Origin of the sequence: Collimonas sp. (assembly GCF_039923675.1) — a bacterium.
Classification (GTDB): Bacteria; Pseudomonadota; Gammaproteobacteria; order Burkholderiales; family Burkholderiaceae_D; genus Collimonas.
This window is the reverse complement of sequence record NZ_JBDTCG010000080.1, coordinates 130,135-153,426: the sequence shown is the minus strand read 5'-3', so window position 1 is coordinate 153,426 and position 23,292 is coordinate 130,135. Positions and strand designations below refer to the sequence as shown.

Sequence of the window (23,292 nt, the reverse complement as noted above, 5' to 3'; positions counted from 1 at the left end):
TTGCTTATGTGAGGCTCTCATTGATTGCAGCTTACGATTATCAAATGCTATCCATAATCTTGCATGGCAAGTTGAAATTATGCACCCAATACCTATATATATAACCAGTGTTTGATGTTTCCATTTGAAACATGAGCAAAAAAACAAGCTACCTGGCCGTGAATTTCGATGCGCTGCACGCGTGGGGCCGGTAGCTCGACTATAATCTTACCGAGTTTTTGAGCGTAAATTGATGATCTTGACACTATTTATCCGCCACAAGCGTGCATAAACCTGCATTCATCGAGCCTATGACGCTCCCGATATTTGTTACCTAAGGCCTTCCATGACTACTACCAAACCCGCCAAGCATGCCCACGTATTGATCCTCGGTTCCGGACCTGCGGGCTACAGCGCCGCCGTCTACGCCGCGCGCGCCAACCTGAAACCGGTGCTGATCACCGGCGTCGAGCAAGGCGGCCAGCTGATGACCACCACCGATGTCGAAAACTGGCCTGGCGATCCGCATGGCGTGCAAGGTCCTGAACTGATGCAACGCCTGCTCAAGCATGCGGAAGAATTCAACACTGAAATCATTTTCGACCATATCCACACCACCAAGTTATCGGAAAAACCATTCCGCCTGATCGGCGACAACGGCGAATACACCTGCGACGCCCTGATCATCGCTACCGGCGCCTCGGCCCAGTACCTTGGCCTGCCGTCGGAAGAAGCCTTCATGGGTAAAGGCGTTTCCGCCTGCGCCACCTGTGACGGTTTCTTCTACCGCGGCCAGGAAGTCGCGGTGGTCGGCGGCGGCAATACCGCAGTCGAAGAAGCGCTGTATCTGTCCAACATCGCCAGCAAGGTCACCCTGATCCATCGCCGCGACAAGTTCCGTGCCGAACCGATCCTGGTCGACCGCCTCAACGCCAAAGTGGCGGAGGGCAAGATCGTGATCAAGTACAACCACACGCTCGAAGAAGTCACCGGCGACGCCAGCGGCGTTACCGGCATCAACGTCAAGTCGACCGCCGACGGCAGCATCACGCCGATCACGCTGCATGGCGTCTTCATCGCCATCGGCCACAAGCCGAACACCGGCATTTTCGACGGCCAGCTGGAGATGTATAACGGTTACATCAAGACCAAAACCGGTCTCGAAGGCATGGCCACCGCCACCAGCGTACCAGGCGTATTCGCCGCCGGCGACGTGCAAGACCATATCTACCGCCAGGCCATCACCAGCGCCGGCACCGGCTGCATGGCTGCGCTCGACGCCCAGCGCTTCCTGGAAGATTGAAGCACTCAGCCTGTCGCACCGATCTCAAAAACGTCGTCATCCTCGCGAAAGCGGGGATCCAACTTACGGTAGAACATCAGACAACTAAAAATGGATTCCCGCGTTCGCGGGAATGACTCGGTCGAAAATGACGCAACGGGAGTTAATCGAATTCATCTTAACGATTACCCAAAAATTTCTCAGAAACACACATCATGGCCGGCCCGATCAAAGATTTCAGCGCTCTCAAATCGCTGCGCAAGGACATCAAGGCGCAGGATGAAGCACGCCAGGCCGCCGCGGCTGAGGCCAAGCGCCGCGAACAGGAAACGCGGCGCGACGCCGATATATTCCGCAGCAGTATCGGCAACGTCAAACCGCTCGCCGTACCGCCCAAATTCACTCCAGTCACGCCGCGCCCGCTGCCGATCGCACGCCAGCACCTAGCCGACGAACAAGCCGCGCTGGAGGAATCGCTGTCCGACGATTTCAACATCGAAACCCTGCTCGACACCGACGACACGCTCAGTTTTGCCCGCAACGGCATCGCCCCCGACGTCATGCGCAAGCTGCGCCGCGGCCATTGGACCATCCAGCAGCAGCTCGACCTGCACGGCTTGCGGCGCGACGAAGCCCGCGAAGCCTTGGCCGAATTCCTGCGTCTGGCCGCCAAGCGCGGCTGGCGCTGTGTGCGCATCATCCACGGCAAGGGCCTGGGCTCGGTCAACAAGGAACCCGTGCTGAAGTCCAAGGTGCGCAACTGGCTGGTGCAGAAGGATGAAGTACTCGCCTTCTGCCAAGCCACTGCTGCCGAGGGCGGCTCGGGAGCGCTGCTGGTTTTGTTGAAAGGCCAGTCTTGAACGCCTTGCGCCGCCGCCCCGCCATCAACAAATCAACGTCTGATAAATAGTCGGCAAACAAATAAATTCAGTCACGCGACTTGCAGGATTTCCCCGCCTTGCCGCAGGAAAAAGTCAGCCGCATGGCAACCCGCTCCGCAAGCCCCGCTGCGGCTTCCTGCCTGAGCGCGGCAACCAGGAAGTCCGGCACCGCACCTAGCGTCACAAAGCCGAACTTGCGATACAGCGCCTGGCTTGGGGCGAATTCTCGAAACGTGGTCAGGTACAAGGTCGGAATCCCGCGCGACTTTCCCCAGGCGATGATTGCCGCCAGCAAGGCGCTGCCAATACCTCGGCCGCCATAGGCAGGCAGGACGTCGATCTCGGACAGGCTGGCGACAGCGCCGTGCATGGCGACGCAAGCAAACCCGAGCACCGAGTTTGCCGCATCTTTTGCCACCCACAACATGCCGGCCGTTTGCGCCGCCAGCAATTTTTCGCACGCCACCGTTTCGCCACGTAAATGCAGGGGCAGCAGCCGCTCGGGGAACAGCGTCGCCGCTGCTTGCTCCACCTCGGCCAAGGCCTCGACATCGCTTGCCGACGCCAACTCGACGCGGTAATCCGCCACCCGATTTCTCCGAAAGAGTTCGTATCCAGCCGTCATCGCCGACTCCATATCAATCTACCTCCGTCTCAAAGACATCGTTAAAACAAATCCATCTGCAATTTCGATTTCTGCTCCACGCATATCTGCGGAGGCTTGAACTGCGAGGCATCCAGCGTCGAAAACGAGCCCCGTTGGAGCAGCCCGAAACGCGCCACCGCTTTTTCATAGCGCTGCCGCAGCAGGTCGGCCCAGATGCCTTCGCCCCGCATGCGCGTAGCAAAATCGGCATTGTAATCAGCGCCGCCGCGCATCTCCCGGATATGGTTCATCACTCTTTTGGCGCGATCGGGAAAATGCGCATTCAGCCATTGCTGGAACAGCGGACTCACCTCCCAAGGCAAACGCAGCACGATGTAATTGGCGCGCACCGCGCCGGCATCCGCCGCCGCCTCGATGATGCGCTCCAGATCCGGTTCATTGATAAAAGGAATCAGCGGCGCAATGCTGACGCTGACCGGGATGCCGGCATCCGCCAGCGTGCGAATGGTGCGCAAACGGCGCGCCGGCGCCGCGGCGCGCGGTTCCAGCGTGCGCGCAATGGCCGGATCAAGCGTAGTGATGGTGACCGCAGCCACCGCCTGCTTCTTGGCCGCCATCGCCGCCAGCAGGTCGATATCACGCTCGATCAGCGACGACTTGGTAATCATCGCCAGCGGATGTTCGCAGTCGTGCAATACCTGCAGGATGCGGCGCGTCAAACCAAGTTCGCGCTCGCATGGCTGATAAGCATCGGTGGCGACGCCGATAGCAATCGATGACGGCACGTAAGACGGCCTGGCCAGTTCGCGCACCAGAATTTGCGGCGCATTCACCTTGGCAAAAATCCGGCTCTCGAAATCCAGCCCGGGCGACAAGCCGAGATAGCTATGCGTAGGTCGCGCAAAACAATAGATGCAGCCGTGCTCGCAGCCTCGGTACGGATTCAGGGAAACGCTAAACGGCAGGTCCGGTGACGCATTGCGGCTCAGGATGCTTTTTGCCTGCTCCTCGGTCACCACGGTCCGTAAAGCGGGCGCCTCGGACAGCTCGTCCTCGGCGGCGTTCCAACCATCGTCGAAGTCCTCGCGTTGATCGGTTTCATAACGGCCCTGCATGTTATTGGTCGCGCCACGGCCTTTGCGCGCCACATTGGGGCCGTGGAATTGAATTACCTGAGGAGGACGCTTTGTTTGAATACCTGACATCACAACACCAATCACTGTACATATATACAGTATATTAGCGCAATCCAGATATTTTGCAATTACAATGGAAAATTATGCAGATGCCATCCCATATCAGGCCGGCCTTTCCGGCACTATGAAGTAAAAACTGCGGGCAGCCGCTAAGGTCTCCGTCTGATCAGGCAATCCGCCTTTCTTCCCGTTCCCTGGCCGACAGCGTGAATATCTCCACGCCGTCTTCGGTGACTGCCACCGTATGTTCAAACTGCGCGGACAGCGAATGGTCCTTGGTGACGGTGGTCCATTTGTCGCCCAGTACCTTGACCTGGTAGTCGCCTGCGTTGACCATGGGTTCTATCGTAAAAAACATGCCTGGCTCCAGCACGATGCCGGCGCCACGCTGGCCCTGGTGCCTTACCTGCGGCGTGTCATGGAATACCTGCCCCACACCGTGCCCGCAAAAATCCCGTACCGAAGAAAATCCCGCAGCGCGGACGATGCCGTCTATTTCAGCGCCTATGTCGCCCAGCGTGTTGCCGGGCTTGACCAGCGCCACGCCTGCCATCATGGACTGGTAGGCAACGTCTACCAGTCGGCCGGCGAAGATGGAAACCGCGCCCACCTTGAAAGTGCGACTGGTGTCACCGTGCCAGTTGCCTTCAATCTTCGGTGTGACGTCGATATTGACGATGTCGCCTGCTTTCAGAATCTTGGTATCGGAAGGGACGCCGTGTGTGACCACATGGTTGACCGAAATGCAGCTGGCATGCTTATAGCCGTGGTAATCGATGGTGGCAGGTATGCTGCCTGCGGCGCGCATGAACTCCTCGCATAGCCGGTCCAGTTCGGCCGTGGAAATGCCAGCCTGCACCTGCGGCGCGATACGGTCCAGCGTGTCGGAGGCAATGCGCCCTGCAATCCGCATCTGTTCAAAATGCTCTGCATCATGCAGGCGTATATGTTTTCCGTGTTCTTTCTGGGTGGAGTATCGCATCTGTTTTTATCTCAATGTAATTATGTGCCGCCCGCATGCGCCGCAACCACGGCGTCGTGCGAGGCGCGCAAGACATCGTCAATCCGCGCGGGAATGTTCAGGTCTTGCAGCAGGTATGGTTTGATCATGGCGATCGGCGAAGAGAACAGCGTAAAGCGCAAAACAGCTTCCGTTTCAGCGCCGGCTTCCTTGCGGCCTTGTTGTACATGGGCCAGGCATTGCCTGAAGCATAAGTCCAGTGCTTCCTGCTCGGCTTCCAGCGCGGCATTCAGCTCAGCCGAAAGCGGTTCGCTGAATACAGGACAGTCTTCACATTGCAGCAGGAATTTGGCGTACAAGGGTTTGTCGCGGCACCATTGCAGGAAACCGGCAACCGCGGCCCAGGTATTGCCTTCAGACCAGTGGCAGGCTACAGCCTTGCGGAAATCCGCCTTCACGCGCAGCCAGGCACGCGCCAGGATGGCGCCGCGCGATTCAAAGCGGTGATACACCGATCCGGTCGGCGCCCCGGCCTTGCCGGCAATGGCGGAGATGGAGACGGCGGCCACACCGCAATGCGCTGCCACTTCGATGGCGGCATCGATAATATTGTCTTCGGTAAATTTTGCGAGTCTGACCATCCAAATAGAATACGGATTCCATTTGGATTTGTCAAATGATGCCGCATCCTTTGTCTTGTTTACCAGTGTTCCTGCCACGTGCGAGAAGCGGTCCCGCATCCGCTAGCCGGCACGATTGATTTAATCCTTGCTCCAGAAGGGACTTTCCCAAGATTTCAGGGCCTCTAAAAACACCAACAGTCTTGCAGGCAAAAATTTCCTGGTCGGGTATAAAACGTGCACCGGTATTTGTACCGACGACCATTGTGGCAGGATGCGAACCAGCTTTCCGTTCTTCAGTAATTCTTCGCAATAATTGAGCGGCAGAAGTCCGATACCGTGTCCGCGATGCGTAAAAAAACTGACCGAATTGAAATCGCGGCTCGATACGGATCCCGCCACCTCCACCGAAATACGCTTGCGGCCGCTAGCCAGATCCCACTTCGCTTCACCGTTTTTACCGTTCAGCAGCACGCACTGATGGGCTTTCAGATCATCTGGCTTGGCGGGAATTGCGCGGCCTTCCAGATATTCCGGCGTAGCCACCAGATAACGCACACCGGCGCCCAGCTTTTTCGCGATCAGCGTGGAGTCTTCCAGATCGCCGAAGCGAATGGCGACGTCGACGTTCTGCTCAACCAGATTGATGAATTCGTTGCTAATGAATAAATCGATTTTGATACGCGGGTAGCTCTTCAGAAAAGCGGAAATGAAATCCATGAAGGCTTGCTCGCGGAGCACGACGGGAACCGTGATTTTCAGCGTTCCTTCCGGATTTTCCTGTGTCTGCTTCAACACCCTTTCCGCATCGGCCAGGATATTCAACGGTTCATTGCACTGATGAAAATAATCCACCCCCTGCGCCGTCAGCGTCAGTTTTCTGGTGGTCCTTTGCAGCAGCGTGACCCCGAGCTGCTGCTCGAGCTCGGACACGCGGCGGCTGACCGTGGATACGGGCATGCCTAGCGCATGGGCCGCTCGGCTGAAGCTCTCGAATTGGGCGACCTTCACAAATATTGCAATGTCGTTTAAGTCTGCCATATGCCTATATTTCCATAAATGGAAAAGTAATTCTACATTTTTCCATCTAATCAAGCCAACGCTTTAGGTTCATTCTCCTTCTCACGCCATTCGATCGCCTTTAACGAGAGATCAAATGAAAGATAAAACCGTTCAACCCATCTGAATCCAGGAGAAATATCATGGAGAAAATCAAGACAGTCATCATCACGGGCGCATCGCAGGGAATCGGCGCAGGCCTGGTAAAAAATTTCATCGACCGCGGATACAACGTCGTCGCGACGTCGCGCAGCATCAGCCAGCGCGATACCTTCAAGCCATCGGAACGGCTGGCGTTGGTCGATGGCGATATCGGCGAGGAAGCGACCGCCAAGAAAGTCACTGAGGTCGCCATTGAAAAATTCGGCGCCATCCACGCCCTGGTGAATAACGCCGGGATGTTTTTTGTCAAACCATTCATCGATTACACGCAGGAAGACTTCAAGGCCTTGGTGTCGACCAATCTTGAGGGCTATATCTATATCACCCAGCATGTAGTACGGCAGATGCTGAAGCAAAAGTCGGGTGGCAGTGTCGTCGGCATCACCACATCGCTGGTCTCGCATCCGATTGCCGGCATGACAGTGTCGATCCCGATGGTGACCAAAGGCGGTATCGATGCCATTTCCAGGAACCTCGCCATCGAGTACGCAAAGGAAGGAATTCGCTTCAACAACGTGGCGCCGGGGATTGTCGATACGCCGCTGCATGAAAAGAATCCGAAGGATTTCCTGCTTACCCTGTCACCGCTGGGGCTGATTTCCGATGTGCAGGATATCGCAAATGCAGTGGTCTACCTGACCGAAGCCAAGACAGTCACCGGAGAAGTGCTGCACGTCGATGGCGGCGCACACTCGGGCAAATGGTGAGCCTCGGCGGCACCCTGCCCGGGGCCGAGCAGCGGCTGAAGGATTTGGGCATCACGCTGCCGCTGGCGCCTGCCCCTTTTGGGCGCCTATGTGGAAGCGGTACAGACAGGCAATCTGCTGTTTCTTACCGGGATGCTGCCGCTGGCCGGCGGCAAGCCGAAACACCTCGGACGGTTGGGCGCCGAACTTGACCTGGAAGCGGGCCGCGATGCTGCCTATACGGCTTGCCTGAATGCGCTGGCAACCGCAAAAGCGTATCTTGGATCGCTGGACAAGGTGACGCGCGTAGTCAGGCTCGGCGTGTTTGTCGCAACAGCGCCAGATTTCCGGGAATATCCGAAGCTGGCAGATGCCGCGTCCGAGCTGTTGGAGAGCGTCTTCGGCAAGGAACGGACCTCGAGCCGGATCGTGCCAGGTGTGGCCAGCCTGCCTTTGGGAATGCCGGTAGAACTGGAAGTCATCCTTGAAGTGGCGCCTTAACAGGAAACATGCGGGGCGGCCAACTAGCTGCCCGGCATGTCAATCGGCCAGATTTGTTTGCACCACAGAAAATATATCCGCAAAAAAAGCAGCGAGAGGAGCCACGATCATGAAAGACATTCCCGCCTCGATTCCCGACGGGCTCGAAATCCAAGCCATTGAAGCAGTACTTGACCGCTATTTCCAAGGAATCTACCTTGGCGACACTGCGTTGTTGAAATCCGTTTTTCATCCACAAGCGACGCTGTTCGGAGAAATACGCGGTGCTCCCTATCAAAAGTCCGCCGATGAGTACATCGGAGGCGTAGGAAACCGGAAGTCGCCTCACGCGGCGGGCGAAGACTTCAACATGAAAACGCTCTCAATCAATGTGGCGCATACGCTGGCCTCGGCCAAGGTGCATTGCCCGTTCATGGACTTCAATTATGTGAATTTCCTGTCTCTGGTCAAGTATGACGATCGGTGGCTGATCGTCAATAAAATCCTGACCGATATTCCACTGTTAGCGGCCGGTTAATATCAAGCCGCCGCAACAAGTTTGGCTGCGCGCTTTACCGACTGCGGCGTGTGCCCGAATGTGCGCAGGAAGGCCCGGCGCATGCGCTCCGGATCGACAAAGCCGGTTTCCCTCGCCACCACGTCGACCGAATGGTTGCTTTCCTCCAGCATGGCGCGCGCAGCTTCCACCCTCAATGATTCAACCGCTTTCGAGGGAGATTGCCCGGTTTCGACCCGAAACGAGCGGGTGAACTGACGCCGGCTCAGGCTGGCGGCGTCGGCCAGCTCATCCACCGTCAATTCCTTATGCAAATTCCGTTTGGCATAACTCAGCGCCAGTTGGATCCGGTCCGACTTCGGCTCCAGTTCCAACAGTGCGGAAAACTGCGACTGGCCGCCGCTGCGGCGATGATAAACCACCATTTTCCGGGCAATGGCGCGCGCCGCTTCCACGCCAAGGTCTTGCTCGACCATCGCCAGGCAGAGGTCGATGCAAGCGGTCATACCGGCCGAAGTCCAGACCTGGCCATCGTTGATAAAGATACGGTCTTCTTCAACCCTGGCCTTGGGGTACAGGCGTTGCAATTCGCGCGCCGCGCACCAGTGCGTGGTCACGCGCCGGCCGTCCAGCAGCCCCGCTTCGGCCAGCACGAAGGCGCCGGTGCAAATGCTTGCCGTGCGGCGCGAAGCGGCGCCCGATAAACGCAGAAACGCCAGCAAACCTGGCGTCGATGCCGTTGGCGTCATCGAGCCGGCGACAATCAAGGTGTCGCATTCATGCGCGTCAAAGGCTGCGCTGCTCACCTGTACTCCCGAGGAGCTGCGCACCATCCCGCCGTGCTCGGACAACAACTGGATCTGGTAGTAAGGCCCGCCAGGCAGATCATTGGCCAGTTCAAAGACAGACACCGCCGCCATGTCGACCAGTTGAAAGCCGTCGAAGGCGACAAACGAAATTGATTTTTCCACGACTGGCCCATTTAGAGGGAATTATGTCACTTGGGCCAAAAATTAAACCACTAGACTGCTTCTGTCAACCTTACTGTCAACATTAACCGCCGACCTGACAACGCGGCGCCCATCTGAAGAGGAAGCACAATGACAACCCATACCAATAAAGGCCGGGCTGTAATTACCGGCGCATCCAGCGGCGTCGGAGCCGTCTACGCGAACCGGCTTGCCAATCGCGGCTACGACCTGATCCTGGTCGCAAGAAACCGTGAAAAACTGGGGCAAGTCTCGGCTGCCATCACAGAAGGTACAGGCCGTAAAGTCGATATCATCCAGGCCGACCTGACAGTCCCGAGCGAACTGCGGGCGCTGGAAGAGAAACTAGCCAGCGACGAAAGCATCAGCATGCTGGTGAACAACGCCGGTTCGGGAGCGACAAAAAGCCTGGTCGACTCCGCGGCAGACGAACTGGAAGCCGTGATTACGCTGAACGTCACCGTGCTGACCCGCTTGACACGTGCAATCGCACCAGCATTCGTCAAACGCGGCAACGGCGCGATTATCAATATTTCGTCCATCACGGCACTCGCGCCAGAGCTGTTGAACGGCAGCTATGGCGGCAGCAAGGCCTATGTCCTGGCGTTCACGCAATCGCTGCACAAAGAGCTCTCCGCTAAAGGCGTGACCGTCCAGGCTGTGCTGCCTGGCGCGATTCGCACTGCGTTCTGGGATAACGCGGGCCTGCCGGTAAAGCATCTTCCGAGCGAAATAGTGATGGATGTCGAGCCGCTGGTCGACGCTGCGCTGGCAGGACTGGACCAAGGCGAGCTGGTGACCATCCCTTCGTTGCCGGAGCCGGCGGACTGGAGACGTTTCGAAGAAGCGCGCGCCGCCCTCGGCCCGAACTTGTCGCATGTCAAACCTGCGGCGCGCTATCGCGTTGCAACGTAAGATCTGGAACAAGCCAGAAGCACGATGAACCTGCAGCCAAAGCCAAAGGTTGCGACCGGGGCCAACGCCCCGGCCTTAGCTACCCTGTTACAGCGCACTCGCTAGCCGACCTTGGTAAATTTCCAGCTTTGATTGGCGCCGCCGTTGTCATCCCACAGCGTGATGGCGGAGACGTTGCTGCCGCCATAGCTGGTGGGCGAGGTGCCCGAGTTGTTGTCGTCCACCACCCGTCCGCTCTGCGCGCCGCGGATTCCATAGCTGACGCCATCCGCCCGCGGCACCAGTACAAACTGCTGGTTGGCGCCACCATTACCCTGCCAGATTTCCAGCGCGGTGCCATTAACGGTCCCCTGGCCGGTAACATCCATCACCAGGCCGCTTTTGATATTCGTCAGCTGCCAGACGCCGCCGCTGGATATCGTCACGCGCCATTGCTGCTCCTGGCCGCCGGTCGGAGCGGCGATCCCGAGCCGGGTGCCGTTAACCGTCCCGCCCTGATAAGCCCCCAGCATCAGGCTGCTGAGGGCGCTGGTAATGGTGTAGATGCCGTTGTTGATCAGGGCGGGAATGAAGCGCCACTGCTGACTGAAGGGCCATTGCTGATTCGGACTATCCGCGGAGTTGGCCAGGATGTTGGCGACCGAGCCGGAGGACGAAATCGAGGTCGCCGATTTGGATGCGCCGTTCACGTCCAGCAGCAGCTGGCTTTGTTTGACCGCCAGGGTATAGACGCCGCTACTGACTCCAGTGGCTTGCCAGCTTTGGTTGACGCCGCCGTTAGCGCTGTAGAGGATAACCGAGGAACCCGGCGCCGTGCTGTTGTTGGCCACGTCCAGCACAGTGCCGGTACTGGCGTTGGCGATCTTCAGGTTGCCGTAGGTATCGGTGGTGACCGTCCAGCCCTGCGTCGCGGCCGCAGTCAGCGGCTGCACGCCGGGATAGGTGTAGGCCGAGCCGGCAACCGCCGCCAGCACGTCCAGGTAAAGGCCGCTGTTGACGTTTTGCAGGAAATACGTGGTGTTGACGACCGGCGGCGACACCGCGGCGGTGCTGGCCGGGCTGGTGACGCCCAGCGGCAAACCGCTCTCGCCGTAAAAACTCAGGCTGCCTGCGCTGCCCTTGATGAACTCGAATACGACGATGGTATTGACGCCGCTGTTGAGCCACACGCCGGGACAGTAGAGCCGCGTTTGCGGGCCCGCCGCAGTCCAGTAGCGCCCGAGATTGTGACCATTCACGAATACATAGCCGCTGCTCCAGGCAGACATGTCGATATACATGTCTTGTGGCGTCGCGATACTCACCGTGGCTTTGGCAAAGAAAGGCTGGTCGCTGGCAGGCGCGGCAGCGCTAAAGGTCAACCCCGCAATCTGCGTCGCCGACAACGGCGACAACGCCATGCTCCAGTTGCTCAAGGCGAGGCCGTTGGCGTAGACATTGCCGGACAATCCTCTGCCCTCCTTGTTCATCACCGTGCCGTAGTTGGTGCGGCCAAACGACATGCAGACTATTTTCAGCGTGGCATTAGGGGCGGCGTTACTGATGTTGAAGGAGGTAACCTGCGCCGGCACTTTGCCATCGGCCACCGTGCACAGCAACAGGTTGGGAACTCGCACGCCATTGACATACGCCAGCGCGTAGTCTGGCGCGCGGTCGAAAGTGATGCTGAAGTTGCCGCCGGCCACAGGCAAAGCCGTCTGGTAAACCGCCACCCCGGATGGATAGACGCCGTTGCTTGCCGGCTGATTCTGGTTCATGGCCAAGGCCAGCGCTTCGATGGTTTGCGGCAGCGCATTCTGAATTCCCAGCGTCAATCCGGGCAAGAACTGGCTATAGCTGAGCTGGCTGCTGGCGACGCCGGGAACGTCTCCATCCGCAATATGCGGAATGCCGGCAGGCAGTACAGAGAACGGCACGTTATATGAAGCGTTGGCGACGTAAGCTCCCTGTATCGGATAGAAATTCTGGTTCGCCGCGCCCGATTCGGAAACCGGAGCACCATAGTCGTAGGAAGTCATCACCGGCTGGCATGCCTGGTAACAAAGGCCGTTGCCGCCGGCGGTAAAGCCGAAGTTGCTGCCGCCATGGGCAACGTACATCACGAAAGAACATTTTGCACTGGTCAGCGCGGTAATCTGGTTAACAAAGTCGCCGACATGCAAAGTCTGGTTGGCATCGCCCCAGTTGCAGATCCAGCCGGGATAGCATTCCGCGCCAAACGTGCCTACGCCATAATTGCTGGCGGCGGTCGCGTAGTTGGTGACCGAGGAACCGTCCGCCGTCATGCCATAGGCGGTATTTGCCGGCAGAATGATATGGTTGTTCTTGAAGCCGCTGGCATAGCCATCGCATACGCAGAATTTTTCCGCATAGCCGAGCGTTGTCCATTGCTGCGCAATCGCATTCGGATACGTGCCGTCATCGGGCGACCAGGAAGTGTATTCGTTCTCTACGGCCACCAGCATGATCGGGCCGCCGGCGGCCAGGGTACGGCCTTTGACCACGTTGTTGTAGAGCGCAGTATTCCATTTGTCCACCGCAGCCATGTAATTGGGGAAGTTGCCGCGGATCTGCAGGTTGCCGGAGCCATCCCTGAATTGCGGATCGGCCAGCATGCGCGGCGGCAGGCCGCCGAAATCCCATTCGGCGCACACGTAAGGCCCTGGACGCAACAATACCCACATGCCGTTTTGCGCGCACAGATCAATGAAGTGGCCGATGTTCTTGTCGGCCGAAGTGAAATCGAATGTGCCGTCGGACAGTTCGTGGAAGTTCCACATGACATAAATCGAGATCGTATTGCAACCCAGCGCCTTGATCATCTTGATGCGGTGATCCCAGTACTGGGACGGTACACGCGCCGGATGGATTTCGCCGCCGAAGAACTGGAACGCGGAGCCGTCCATGAACCAGTTGCCGCCGCTGTTCCAGGACAGGGTGTGATTGCCGCCGCTGGCGAACACAGCGTTGCCGGTGGCGCCGGCCGCTACTGCGGAAGCCTTCGCGCCAGCTGCCGCAGCGGATGAAGCATTATCGCTGCCGCCGGCGCCACAAGCTGTCAGCAATGGAGTCACTATGGCATAGCCTAGAAAATCTCGTCTTTTCATTGCAGGTCTCCTTTTTTGTCGTCGCGACACTGCGCATGCCTTGCAACTGTCAAATGAAATTGCAGCGCCGCCTAGGTCACAATCAAGCGCCCATGGCAATGCCGACACACGGTCCCGATGACTGCAGATAGTAGTGTCGGCGTTGCAATCGATCCAATGAATTTTTAGATGGCACGCATACCGGTTTCGGCATCATTGGCGAGCTGCGCTGCAACAAAACAGGCAGCGCGCCATCGCTGACTCCGTTAGCCATGCACCTCCAATCATCGTCGGCATTCCCTGCCATTTGAGAAGATAAGATAGATATTGTGACGTCCATCTTTACATGGCAACATACGACGATATCTTTGACACGCACACGCAAGCATGCCGAGCGCCGGCTGCCATCCAAAAACAAACCGATAGCGAGAAACCCGTGGAAAAACCAGATGCGCTTGCCCCAGACACCTTTGCTGTTTACCTGGCCAAGCAATACATGGCAAAGAAAGGGCTTGTCATTGGCACGGTGCCCGAGGCAAGCGCACTCGCAGAGGCCAGCGACATCATCCTGACCGGCATGAGCGCCATGAGCTTCCAGATCATTTGCATCATCGATTGCGAAGCAAACCCTGGCAGGCAATTCAAGATGGCGCCAGAAGCAGTCGAAGAAATCGGTAAGCAATGCCGGAAGTACTCTGGCTCGATCAATGGCAGCAAGATGCCGGTTTCAATCCAGATAATGGAAATCGGAAAGCAGCCGATTGGCGATCCGGATCGCGCACGGTTGAAGGGTTTCAAACGCCGTTCGGTTTTTTCCAAAGCTGTACTCTCAACTTGGATCATCGACAGTGCTAGCGCTACCGTCTGGACCAATGCGCCATTTAACGGACGCATGGTGGGGCGTTCGTTTATCGAACAGATGATGCGGGAACCGCGCGTCGGCGATGCAATGATGCGGCCGCTGGAAGCCACCGTGCAGATTCCTGGCCGGCCATGGTTGACCTACGGCCTGCTGGCGATACTGGCGGCCGTCTTTGCAGCGGAACAAATATACGCAGTCGCACCATCAAGCGGCTTGCTCGCGCCCAGCGTGCAGACATTGGTTGCGCTAGGCGGCTTGACCTATGACAAAGTTGTCCAAGGCGGCGAGTGGTACCGGATTTTTTCAGCAACCCTGCTGCACGGTGACTTGTTTCATCTGATTTTCAACGGCGTGGCGCTGTGGATGGCCGGCGTCGTGCTCGAAAACCTGGTCGGCAGAGCCTGGTTTTTCGCACTATTCGTGCTGGGCGCAGTGAGCGGCTCGCTCATGTCGCTCGCGATCAACCAGCATACGATCGTTTCCGTGGGCGCCTCCGGTGCGATCATGGGCTTGCTGGCGGCAGCGTTCGTGTGCAGTTTCCGGCTGCCGGACGGCGCGAATCGCAGCCGTATCCATATCAACATGCTGCAAATCCTGATCCCCTCGATGATTCCTCTCGCGGTCAGCCGAACCGGCCAGCACATCGATTTCGGCGCGCATCTGGGCGGTGCGATAAGCGGCGCCTTGCTCGGGCTGGCGATGCTGAAAACCTGGCCGATAACAAAACCGCTGCCACGGCTCACGGGACTTGCAACGGCGCTGTCGTGTGCCGGGCTGGCAGCATTTGTCTTTACGCTTGCCCCCATCACACAACACTACGGTAATTATGCGCTGGATAAGCTGTTGATTCCAAACGATCAACTACCGGAATCCACAGCCGAGAAGAAGCTGCATTCTGCCGACCTGGTGGCGCGCTATCCCAGAGACCCGCGCGCCCATTTTTTTCGTGCAGCTGCCTTGGTTGAAGCGAGCGATAGCGACGGTGTGGTGCATGAGTTGCGCACCGGCCTGGAAGAAAAGGAAATTCTTGAAACAAAATTTTCTCCTGATCTGGAATCACGCATGGAGACGATGCTGGCGTTTGTGCTGCTCGATAAAGGTCAACGGACGGAAGCGAAGACTGTTGCGCTCCGGGTGTGCGCAAAATCGTCGAGCGGGCCGATGCATGATGCGCTGTTCAAGAGCAAACTTTGTGAATAGATGAAACAATGATTGGTCGCTGGTTCAGACCTGACTAGTGATCACCGATATTGATTCATATGCTAACAGGTCGCCGCATGGGCGGCGTTGAGTTCTTCAGCAAGTTAATCCCGACGATGAAATCCAGGTCTTGAAATCGGGATCTGGTCTTGCAATAGTATATTTTCGACACAATTCACCACTTCTCTCGTTGGAGAATTCGAAAAAAGTGTGGTCATGAAATGTGTTATTGCCAGACCAGACCCCGATCAGCTGGACCATTTTCAGCAAAGCGCCATGAATATCCTCTCCGCCACACCGCTTTTCAGAGCTCTGGTTATTGCATTGCTTCTATTCACATCTCCAGCTCACGGCGCCGGTCACTATCCACATTTCGATGATCGGGTCAGGGAGTTTGAAGCCGACAAAAAAACCTATGACGTGGTGATGGTCGGTGACAGTATTACCGAAGGTGGCCATTGGTCTGAATTATTTCCGGCAATGCGTGTTGCAAACCGCGGCATAGGTGGAGATTCGGTAACTGGTATCATCGATCGCTTGCCGACCATTCGTTCAACAGGGGCAAAGTACATATTCCTGATGATTGGCGTAAATAACATCCTGGCGGGAGAGAAATCTGCGACACAAATAGTCCCCACTTATCAGAATTTAATAACAGCTTTAGCTGATACCGGAGCGAAAGTAACGGTGCAATCCACCTTGTATATAAGTGTCCCGAACCAGGAATCAAAGAACAAGGAGATTGAAATCCTGAATCATGCCATTTCATTGTTCTGCCGGGAAAACAACGTCAACTACGTCGATTTAAATTCGGTTCTATCGCGTAATCAAAGCTTAAGAAGCGATGTAACGAGCGACCACATACATCTCAATGACTACGGGTACTTACTTTGGGCGGGGAAAATTCGTCCCTTGATCGACTCTTTCAGTCGATAAGGATCTCCAAGACGTTACGTTGCCGACGTTGATTGCCGGTCCGCTGGTCCTGCCGACTACCCGCAACGCCAGCCGTGAAGCGTGAGAAAAAGCGTCGGCGCAGCTATTCGAGTGCGGGTCTGCGCTGCAACCCAGCCCATGATTGTATCGGCTCTCCATACCACCGCATCAAGGCTTCCACGAAACGGGCAGTCCAATAGTGCCGCGTGACGCTGTTTGGACCGAGATCAATTTCTCCTTTACTTCCTGTCACATGTAATATATTGTTGACATGTGAAAATAAAAAACTTTTCAAAAAATGGGGATCAGTTGCTGGCCATGCTGGCGGCGCTTGCTAATCCGCACAGGCTGAGAATCATGGCCGCGCTGGCGACTGGCGGTCGCAACTACGTCAGTCAACTTGCGCGCGAAATCGGCATTAGCCGCCCTTTGCTGCACCTGCATCTTCAGAAGCTTGAAAGCGCTGGTCTCGTCACGAGTCAACTTGAGTTGTCTCAGGACGGTAAAGCACTTAACTACTTTGAGGTTTCCAGCTTCGCCGTCGAACTCACCCCGGCAGCGATTGCCGAGGCGGCGAAATCCCTTACAACCGATCTTGAAAAATAGAGGGCATCATGTCCGAAACCATCTACCTTTTGACAATCTGCCTCCTGCTCGGCACGATTTTGCTCGTCTTCGGCATGCGCTACTTCTCGGTGGTCCAGCAGGCGAAGGCTCGCTTCGCCAGCGACGACGCTCATCGGCAGATAGCCGCAAAAGCGGTGACCGCTCAGGCCGAGACTGCGACGGCGCTTTCTTCCATCGACGCGGCGCTGTCGGACGTCAAGACACGCTTGTCGGCAATTGAAAAGGTTCTGAAGGAAGTCGAATAACGGATAGGCGAGCCTTTTCGAACAGGCGCCACTCAAAAGCACCAGCACTCAGGAGTTACGAGCATGAATGACGTATCGTTATTTCGCCTATATTTGCTGAGAGCCCTGTACCTTCTTATCGTCGTGGGGTTAGGCACCGTCGTGATATGGCCAGGATTCATCCGCCACCACAAGCCTTGGGAACTGATGGAAGGCGTGGTCCAGTGCATGCTGGCCGCCTTTTGGACTCTCTCGATCTTGGGACTACGGTATCCACTACAGATGCTGCCTGTGCTCCTTTGGGAATTGGCATGGAAGTCGATCTGGCTGGTCGTCGTGGCGGCTCCGCTGTGGTCGGCAGGAAAAATGGACGACGCAACTTTGGCGATGGCCATTACCATCTTGTGGGTCGTGATTGTTCCTTTTGTTATTCCCTGGCGCTATGTATTTGCATACTATGTGCAGAAGCGTGGAGATCGATGGCGCTGAAAGAGGCGTCAGGCACCCAAGTTAAATCCCTGACCTGCGAGCAGATCATTCTGTTGCATCCAGCAGTTGAATCCACAAGTTTTGGCTTTGAAAACGCATATTTTTCCAACACAATTCGCCACTTTCTCGTTAGATAATTCGAAGAAAAGCGCGGTCACAAAAATATATCAATGCAAGGCCAGACCCTAATCCTTCATGAAACCGCCTTGCGCCAGACGCTTGCAAGCCACGGCTGCTGCTCGCGTGGCAGCCCTTCTGGCCGGTAATAATGTTCAAGCTCGACAAAGCCGGCCTCCGCCATGAAGCCCTGCCAGGCGAAGAGATTGTGATAGCTCCCGTAACGTCCGTGATTCCAGCCTTCTTCATTGCCGCCGCGCGGGTTGGAGCTGAACAGCACGCCCCCAGGTTTGAGCGTAGCGTGTAATTGCAGCAAGACGCGCGGTAGTTCCTGGCTCGGAATGTGAAACAACGCCGCATTGGCGAAGATGCCATCGAAGCGATTATCGGGAAGATCGAGCTGCAGGAAATCCTGTTGCCAGACTTCGCAACCGCTGTCGTTACGCGCCATCCCGACGAAATGGGCCGCGCCGTCAACACCGATAGCGGTGTGCCCTAACTTGCTAAAGGTGCGCAGGTCACGGCCCGGGCCGCAGCCGACGTCCAGGATAGTGAACGGCGGCGTGCCATTGATGTGGCGCAGCAAAGCGGCAACGTTCTGGCTGACATCATGATCGCGGGTGCCTTCGCGGAAATCTTCCGCGCGCAGGTTGTAGTGCTCCAGCGTGAGAGCGGCGATTTTTTCGAGATCTTCAGGTAAGAGTTTCATGGAGCGTACTGTAGCGCATTCGGGAAAAATGCGCCTGCGGGAACTGGAACAGCATGCAGGCGATCATGTACCTATGGCGACACCGTTGCTTGATTCGAACACGGCGTATTCGCCATCGTCCCCCACTCCCCTGCCTGCTTCCACAAACCCGGTTGCACGATAGAAAGCTGCCGCAGCATGATTTAGCAGCAGGCATTTCAGGGAATATTTTTGATCGAGCCAGCCAGGAAGCGCCGCCAGCAATGCGCGTCCGACTCCCTTTCTTTGCCGGCCCGGGCCGACATACAGATGATGGATGAAATACTCAGGTTCCCACATCGAAATGAAGCCGGCTATCGTTCGCGATTCATTGTCGTCTTCTGCCACCAGGATGGTTTCGCCACGTGTCTGTTGTTCCAGGTCCGTCAGGTAGAAGGCGCCGGTGTCCATCCAGGTATAGGTCTGGCGGCGCGCGGCCAGGAACAGGTTTTGTAAAGCGGCCAGATCTTGTGCTTCGGCGCGGCGCACGGTAATTGACATAGGGGCCATTCCTCCAAGAAATCGTCTGATCTTTCTTGCCGTCCGGTTGCGGCGACACGAAAGCACAGCATGACATCTTGCCTACGTTGAATCAATGGCGTTCTGGCGATTACTTTATCGGACTGGTTGCCGGAAACGGGCTGCGGGATGCCACTCCGGCAGTTGCGCCTGTCCGGATTCGAACAGCTTTTCGCGCAGCGTGCCCTCTTCGTAGTCCAGCTTGTAGGAACCCCGCGCCTGCAGTTCCGGTATCACCAGATTGACGAAATCCTCAAAGCTTTCCGGCGCTACCGTGCGCGTCAGGTTGAAACCGTCGATATCGGTATCGCGCACCCATGCCTCCAATTGATCTGCCACTTGCTCAGGCGAACCGACGATCGTGACATAGCGCCCGCCCAGCGCCAGCTGATCCAGCAACTTGCGCACGGTCCAGCCCGCATCGGTTGCTGTCACAGCCTTGGCGGATGACTGAATGGCATTGCTGCTGGCCGGTTTGATCGGTTCATCGATGCCGTAGGTGGAAAAATCGAAACCGGTGCCGCTGGCAAAGTGCGCCAGGCCGGCCTCTGGATTGGCGTAGCGGCAGTACTCGGCATATTTCTCGCGCGCCTCGACGGCGGTGGGTGCAACGATGACCGAGATGCCCATGAAGATTTTCAGGTCATCCCGTCGACGGCCGGCCAGTTCCGCCTGGTCGCGCAATTCCTTTACCAGCTTGCGCGCCGCTTCCGGCTTCTGGCTGGAGATGAATACGCATTCGGCATGGGCGGCGGCAAACTGCTGGCCACGGTCCGAGGCGCCTGCCTGATACAACACCGGCGTGCGCTGCGGCGATGGTTCGCTGAGATGATAGCCATCCACCTGGTAGTGCTCGCCGCGATGATTGATGCGGTGTACTTTGGCCGGATCGGCGAAGACCCGGCGCTGGCGGTCGCGCAGTACCGCACCCTCCTCCCAGCTGCCTTCCCACAACTTGTACAGGACCTGCATGAATTCTTCCGCGCGTTCGTAGCGGGCGTCATGTTCCGGTTGTTCGCTCAGCCCCATGGCACGGGCTGCGCTGTCGAGATAGCCGGTGACGATATTCCAGCCGACCCTGCCGCGCGTCAGGTGGTCCAGCGTCGACATGCGGCGTGCAAACAGATATGGCGCTTCGTAAGTCAGGTTGACCGTGACGCCGAAACCGAGGTGTTTGGTGACGGCGGCCATCGCCGATACCAGCAGCAAGGGATCATTGACCGGCAGCTGGATCGACTCGCGTAGAGTCAGATCAGCCGAGCCCTGATAGACGTCGTAGACGCCGACGATGTCGGCCAGGAACAGACCATCGAACTTGCCGCGCTCCAGCAATTTGGCCTGTTCGGTCCAATATTCAATGCTGGTGTACTCAGTGGAACGGTCGCGCGGATGGGTCCACAGGCCATGGTTGATATGTCCGACGCAATTCATGTTGAACGCGTTGAGACGGATTTGCTTCTTTGACATAGGTGGTGGCAACGCGCGCTCAGATGGCGCCATGGCGCGGTGGATTTTTTTGGTTGAGATAATAATTGCCGACGGCGTGATATTTCCAGCGCACCGGATCGTGCAGCGTATGCGTGCGGGCGTTGCGCCAATGGCGGTCGAGATTATATTCAGCCAGTGTGGCTTGTGTTCCCGCCAGCTCGAACAGCTTGCTGCCGGCCGCAAGCGAAATCTCTGTCGTCAGGACCCGTGCCTCCGCTACCGCAATCGAGGCCGCCGCCACCGAGGCGACCGTGGAATCCCAGGCAGCCGCGTCCACCGCAGCGCCAGCCAGTTCCAGCAACGCCTCGGCGCCGGCCAGGCGCACCGCCAGATCGCCGAACTCGCGTACGGTCAGTGGATCGTCAATCGCCCGCTCCACTTTGCTGTCGATCCAGGCGCGTGAACGGGTGCGCACGAAGACTGCAGCGTCATGCAAGGCGGCGCGCGCGATACCGAGATCGATCGCCGCGTGCAGCAGTTGCGCCACCGGTCCGAGTGAAGTGGGCCGTTCAAAGGCAGACTGGAACGGCAATACTTCCTCCGCCGTCACCCAGACATTGTCGAGCACTACCGAGCCGCTGCCTGTTGTGCGCTGGCCAAAGCCGGACCAGTCGTCTATGACCTCGACGCCGGCAGCATCGCGCTTGACGATCGCCAGTTGCTGGACGCCGTCGTCATCGATCACGGATACCGGAATCCGGTGCGCATACAAAGCGCCGGTCGCATAGAATTTACGGCCGTTGATACGGAAGCCGTCACCATCCTTGCTCAGGCGGGTGCGCCGCTCCTGCGAGGTGCGCGTGCCGAGTTCTGCCAGCGCATTACCGAAGCGTTCGCCGGCCAATATACGGTCGAAATAGAAACGCTTCTGCGCTTCGCTGCCGTTGACCCGCAGAATTTCCACTGCATAGAAATGATTCTGCGGGATTTGCCCCAGCGAGCCATCCGCGGCGGCGATGGTGGCGACCACTTCGGCCAGCGTGACATGCGAAACGCCGGCGCCGCCATAGGCGCGCGGTATGGAAATTCCCCACAGGCCGGAACGCGAGAACTGCTCCAGTTCATGCAGCGGCAATTGCCGCCCGCGGTCGCGCTGGCTGGCTTCGCGGGTGAAAGATGCCGCCAGCGCGCGGGCCGCGGCCAGGGCCTGGATATCGTCGAGGATGCGCGCCACCGGACCGGTGGCGGCATTGAATTGGGTCGTCATGATGTCAGTTCCAGGAATGCCGTGCCGGCGCGACGCCGTTCAGCAGATAGTTACCGATCGCGTGCAACTTCCAGCGCACCGGATCGTGCAAGGTGTGGGTGCGAGCGTTGCGCCAGTGGCGATCGAGGTTATGCTCCGCCAGGGTCGACGCCGAACCCGCCAGCTCGAACAGTTTTTCACTGGCGTGCAAAGCGATCTCGGTGGTCAGCACCTTGGCCTTGGCGACCGCAATCGAAGCACGCGCCGAGGCATCGGCGTCGATGGCTACCGTCGCAATCTGGTCGAGTGCGCCGGCGGCTTTGGCCAACAGCGCATTGGCGGCGTGCAGGCGTATCTTCAGGTCACCGATGTCGCGGATGACGTAAGGATCGTCGCTGGCGCGTTCGACCCCGCTATCGGCCCAGGGACGGGAACGGGTACGCACGAACTGGATGGTGTCATCGATGGCGGCTTCGGCGATGCCGGCGTCGATCGCGGCCTGGATCAGTTGCGATACCGGACCCTGGATGCTGGCTTGCTCAGCCAGTTTCTGCAGGTGCAGCACGTTTTCAACCGCCACCGGCAGGTTCTCCAGCAACACCGTGCCGCTGGCGGTGGTGCGCTGGCCGAACGCCGACCAGTCGTCGACAATGGTCAGGCCGGGTGTGCCACGCTTGACGAATACCAACACGACTAGTCCCTGGTCATCCAGCGCCTTGACTGGCACCCAGTGCGCAAACAAGGCGCCGGTGGAATAGAATTTCTTGCCATTGAGGCGATAGCCGTTCGGGGTTTCCGCGAGGCGCGCCTTCATCTCCAGGATGCTCTTGGTGCCGCGCTCCGGGCCGGCGTTGCCGATCCGCAGGCCGTCCAATACATCGGCATAGATGCGCACCTTTTGCGCGGCGTCGGCGCTGTGGGCGACAACGCCGAGGATGCCGAAATGATTTTGCGGAATCTGTCCCAATGCGGGATCGGCAGAACACAGCAGGCGAAATACTTCTGCCAGCGTGCGATAAGAAACCTGAGCGCCGCCGAATTCGCGCGGCACAGTGATGCCGCCCAGTCCGCTGGCGGAGAATTTCTCGATTTCCGCCCATGGCAAACGCCGTTCGCGGTCGCGCGCGCTAGCGTCGACCCGAAACCCGGCTGCCAGCTCGCGCGCTATATCCAGCGCTTCCTGGTCACCGCTTATGCGATGCGCCGGCAAGACCCGGGGTAACAGGTCTGCCGAGCTTGCATCCGTTGCTGTTGTCGCGATAGACGACATGAATCACCTCTTTTGTGGCGCGGTTGACGACAACTTGTGATCGAAGTCAGTTGCTCAAGGAGAAACAATAGCGTGCGGGTACGCTGCGCGTCCAATAAGAAAAACGCTTGAGAGTATGCGGAAAATGCTGAAGGAAGGGAGAAACGCTGAAAGGATAAGCCTGGAGCCGCGGCCAGTCATCCAATACATCGAACGACCGCGGCCAAATATCAAAAATCAGAACTTGA

23 protein-coding genes are annotated in these 23,292 nt (G+C 57.7%); 11 read left to right on the top strand and 12 right to left on the bottom strand.

Going from position 1 to position 23,292, the window contains the following annotated elements; genetic code table 11:
* The first annotated feature begins 325 nt into the window (after positions 1 to 325).
* Both trxB and ABI171_RS17500 read left to right on the top strand, forming a co-directional pair.
* Entirely contained in the window at positions 326 to 1,282 is a 957-nt protein-coding gene (gene trxB, locus ABI171_RS17505) for a thioredoxin-disulfide reductase (RefSeq protein WP_348093812.1), read from the top strand.
* Positions 1,283 to 1,476: 194 nt separating this feature from the next.
* Positions 1,477 to 2,121 carry a Smr/MutS family protein gene (locus ABI171_RS17500; RefSeq protein WP_348093811.1) on the top strand — a complete coding sequence of 215 codons (645 nt, stop codon included), beginning with the start codon at positions 1,477 to 1,479 and terminating at the stop codon, positions 2,119 to 2,121.
* Between the two features lie 67 nt (positions 2,122 to 2,188).
* On the opposite strand, the gene ABI171_RS17495 is transcribed toward ABI171_RS17500, so the two are convergent.
* From ABI171_RS17495 to ABI171_RS17475, 5 genes are all read right to left on the bottom strand, one after another.
* Positions 2,189 to 2,731, bottom strand: a complete 543-nt coding sequence (locus tag ABI171_RS17495) for a GNAT family N-acetyltransferase (protein WP_348099336.1) — start codon at positions 2,729 to 2,731, stop codon at positions 2,189 to 2,191.
* A 77-nt stretch (positions 2,732 to 2,808) separates the two neighbouring features.
* Positions 2,809 to 3,954 (bottom strand): PA0069 family radical SAM protein, encoded by a 1,146-nt coding sequence (locus tag ABI171_RS17490; protein ID WP_348093809.1) that lies wholly within the window; start codon positions 3,952 to 3,954, stop codon positions 2,809 to 2,811.
* 157 nt (positions 3,955 to 4,111) lie between these two features.
* Positions 4,112 to 4,927, bottom strand: a complete 816-nt coding sequence (map, locus tag ABI171_RS17485) for a type I methionyl aminopeptidase (RefSeq protein ID WP_348093808.1) — start codon at positions 4,925 to 4,927, stop codon at positions 4,112 to 4,114.
* Positions 4,928 to 4,947: 20 nt separating this feature from the next.
* Positions 4,948 to 5,547 (bottom strand): TetR/AcrR family transcriptional regulator, encoded by a 600-nt coding sequence (locus tag ABI171_RS17480; protein ID WP_348093807.1) that lies wholly within the window; start codon positions 5,545 to 5,547, stop codon positions 4,948 to 4,950.
* Between the two features lie 120 nt (positions 5,548 to 5,667).
* The gene (locus tag ABI171_RS17475; RefSeq protein WP_348093806.1) at positions 5,668 to 6,567 is read right to left on the bottom strand and encodes a LysR family transcriptional regulator; all 900 of its coding nucleotides are present in this window, start codon (positions 6,565 to 6,567) and stop codon (positions 5,668 to 5,670) included.
* Between the two features lie 161 nt (positions 6,568 to 6,728).
* Here ABI171_RS17475 and ABI171_RS17470 point away from each other — a divergent pair, with 161 nt between their 5' ends.
* From ABI171_RS17470 to ABI171_RS17460, 3 genes are all read left to right on the top strand, one after another.
* A complete protein-coding gene (locus ABI171_RS17470; protein WP_348093805.1) occupies positions 6,729 to 7,454 on the top strand; it encodes an SDR family oxidoreductase in 726 nt (241 codons plus the stop codon).
* A gap of 90 nt (positions 7,455 to 7,544) precedes the next feature.
* The gene (locus ABI171_RS17465) at positions 7,545 to 7,934 is read left to right on the top strand and encodes a RidA family protein (RefSeq protein WP_348099335.1); all 390 of its coding nucleotides are present in this window, start codon (positions 7,545 to 7,547) and stop codon (positions 7,932 to 7,934) included.
* A 109-nt stretch (positions 7,935 to 8,043) separates the two neighbouring features.
* The gene (locus tag ABI171_RS17460; RefSeq protein ID WP_348093803.1) at positions 8,044 to 8,451 is read left to right on the top strand and encodes a nuclear transport factor 2 family protein; all 408 of its coding nucleotides are present in this window, start codon (positions 8,044 to 8,046) and stop codon (positions 8,449 to 8,451) included.
* A gap of 2 nt (positions 8,452 to 8,453) precedes the next feature.
* On the opposite strand, the gene ABI171_RS17455 is transcribed toward ABI171_RS17460, so the two are convergent.
* Positions 8,454 to 9,401, bottom strand: coding sequence for a GlxA family transcriptional regulator (locus ABI171_RS17455; RefSeq protein ID WP_348093802.1), 948 nt, complete (start codon positions 9,399 to 9,401; stop codon positions 8,454 to 8,456).
* Positions 9,402 to 9,530: 129 nt separating this feature from the next.
* Between ABI171_RS17455 and ABI171_RS17450 the strand changes: the two genes are divergently transcribed.
* Positions 9,531 to 10,334, top strand: a complete 804-nt coding sequence (locus ABI171_RS17450; RefSeq protein WP_348093801.1) for an SDR family oxidoreductase — start codon at positions 9,531 to 9,533, stop codon at positions 10,332 to 10,334.
* 101 nt (positions 10,335 to 10,435) lie between these two features.
* Here ABI171_RS17450 and ABI171_RS17445 read toward each other — a convergent pair whose 3' ends face one another.
* The gene (locus ABI171_RS17445; protein WP_348093800.1) at positions 10,436 to 13,441 is read right to left on the bottom strand and encodes a beta-galactosidase; all 3,006 of its coding nucleotides are present in this window, start codon (positions 13,439 to 13,441) and stop codon (positions 10,436 to 10,438) included.
* A 415-nt stretch (positions 13,442 to 13,856) separates the two neighbouring features.
* On the opposite strand from ABI171_RS17445, the gene ABI171_RS17440 reads away from it, so the two are divergent.
* The 5 genes from ABI171_RS17440 (at position 13,857) to ABI171_RS17420 (ending at position 17,758) form a co-directional block, all read left to right on the top strand.
* The gene (locus tag ABI171_RS17440; RefSeq protein WP_348093799.1) at positions 13,857 to 15,482 is read left to right on the top strand and encodes a rhomboid family intramembrane serine protease; all 1,626 of its coding nucleotides are present in this window, start codon (positions 13,857 to 13,859) and stop codon (positions 15,480 to 15,482) included.
* Positions 15,483 to 15,758: 276 nt separating this feature from the next.
* The gene (locus ABI171_RS17435; RefSeq protein WP_348093798.1) at positions 15,759 to 16,418 is read left to right on the top strand and encodes a GDSL-type esterase/lipase family protein; all 660 of its coding nucleotides are present in this window, start codon (positions 15,759 to 15,761) and stop codon (positions 16,416 to 16,418) included.
* Between the two features lie 273 nt (positions 16,419 to 16,691).
* The gene (locus tag ABI171_RS17430; protein WP_348093797.1) at positions 16,692 to 17,024 is read left to right on the top strand and encodes a winged helix-turn-helix domain-containing protein; all 333 of its coding nucleotides are present in this window, start codon (positions 16,692 to 16,694) and stop codon (positions 17,022 to 17,024) included.
* An 8-nt stretch (positions 17,025 to 17,032) separates the two neighbouring features.
* Entirely contained in the window at positions 17,033 to 17,290 is a 258-nt protein-coding gene (locus ABI171_RS17425; RefSeq protein WP_348093796.1) for a hypothetical protein, read from the top strand.
* 63 nt (positions 17,291 to 17,353) lie between these two features.
* Positions 17,354 to 17,758, top strand: coding sequence for a hypothetical protein (locus ABI171_RS17420; protein WP_348093795.1), 405 nt, complete (start codon positions 17,354 to 17,356; stop codon positions 17,756 to 17,758).
* A gap of 193 nt (positions 17,759 to 17,951) precedes the next feature.
* Here the strand turns inward: ABI171_RS17420 and ABI171_RS17415 are convergent, their stop codons facing one another.
* From ABI171_RS17415 to ABI171_RS17395, 5 genes are all read right to left on the bottom strand, one after another.
* On the bottom strand, positions 17,952 to 18,584 hold the full coding sequence (locus tag ABI171_RS17415) for a class I SAM-dependent methyltransferase (protein ID WP_348093794.1): 633 nt from the start codon (positions 18,582 to 18,584) through the stop codon (positions 17,952 to 17,954).
* A 63-nt stretch (positions 18,585 to 18,647) separates the two neighbouring features.
* On the bottom strand, positions 18,648 to 19,103 hold the full coding sequence (locus tag ABI171_RS17410) for an N-acetyltransferase (protein WP_348093793.1): 456 nt from the start codon (positions 19,101 to 19,103) through the stop codon (positions 18,648 to 18,650).
* Positions 19,104 to 19,217: 114 nt separating this feature from the next.
* Complete coding sequence (locus tag ABI171_RS17405) at positions 19,218 to 20,588, bottom strand: LLM class flavin-dependent oxidoreductase (protein ID WP_348093792.1); 1,371 nt, start codon at positions 20,586 to 20,588, stop codon at positions 19,218 to 19,220.
* 19 nt (positions 20,589 to 20,607) lie between these two features.
* Positions 20,608 to 21,816 (bottom strand): SfnB family sulfur acquisition oxidoreductase, encoded by a 1,209-nt coding sequence (locus ABI171_RS17400; protein WP_348093791.1) that lies wholly within the window; start codon positions 21,814 to 21,816, stop codon positions 20,608 to 20,610.
* A 4-nt stretch (positions 21,817 to 21,820) separates the two neighbouring features.
* Entirely contained in the window at positions 21,821 to 23,065 is a 1,245-nt protein-coding gene (locus tag ABI171_RS17395) for an SfnB family sulfur acquisition oxidoreductase (protein ID WP_348093790.1), read from the bottom strand.
* Between the last annotated feature and the right edge of the window lie 227 nt (positions 23,066 to 23,292).